This is a genomic window from Burkholderia sp. Ac-20345 (assembly GCF_017104825.1).
In the GTDB taxonomy this organism is placed as follows: Bacteria; Pseudomonadota; Gammaproteobacteria; order Burkholderiales; family Burkholderiaceae; genus Burkholderia; species Burkholderia lata_B.
Genome location: NZ_JAAGPO010000561.1, coordinates 1 through 572 on the forward strand (window position 1 = coordinate 1; position 572 = coordinate 572).

A 572-nucleotide genomic window follows, 5' to 3' on the forward strand; every position below is an offset into this window, starting at 1 on the left:
CTTCGACGTTCAGCGGCGCCAGCACCTCGCCGCAGAACTTCGCGGACTCGTCGAGCACGGCCTGCGCCGTGTCGTAACCGGCATCCTCGAAGCCCGGCAACTGCGCAACGGCGTCGATGCCGGCCAGTTCCTTCAGCACGAACAGCATGTCCTTGACGGGGGCGTGATAGCTCATGGTGTGTCTCCCTCTTCTCTCTTCTGTCGATGGCGAAAAAAAAGGGGCGCTCGTCGCGCCCCTCTTCTCGTGTGCTTACCGCCGAAGCGTCACACTGCTTTAGCCGAGCTCGGCTACGAGCTCCGGCACGAGCGCGAACAGATCGCCGACGAGACCGTAATCGGCCACGCTGAAGATCGGCGCTTCCGGATCCTTGTTGATCGCGACGATCACCTTCGAATCCTTCATGCCGGCCAGGTGCTGAATCGCACCCGAGATACCGACCGCGATGTACAGCTGCGGTGCGACGATCTTGCCGGTCTGGCCGACCTGGTAGTCGTTCGGCACGTAGCCGGCGTCGACTGCCGCGCGCGAGGCGCCCAGAGCAGCCGACAGCTTGTCCGCCAGCGGCTCCAGC

2 protein-coding genes are annotated in these 572 nt (G+C 64.2%); both read right to left on the reverse strand.

Annotated features, from left to right (window positions below; translation table 11 throughout):
* A partial coding sequence (locus tag G3O06_RS48680) for an acyl-CoA dehydrogenase N-terminal domain-containing protein (protein ID WP_205820509.1) occupies positions 1-175 on the reverse strand: 175 nt, incomplete at its 3' end.
* A gap of 99 nt (positions 176-274) precedes the next feature.
* A partial coding sequence (locus G3O06_RS48685) for an FAD-binding protein (protein ID WP_205820508.1) occupies positions 275-572 on the reverse strand: 298 nt, incomplete at its 5' end.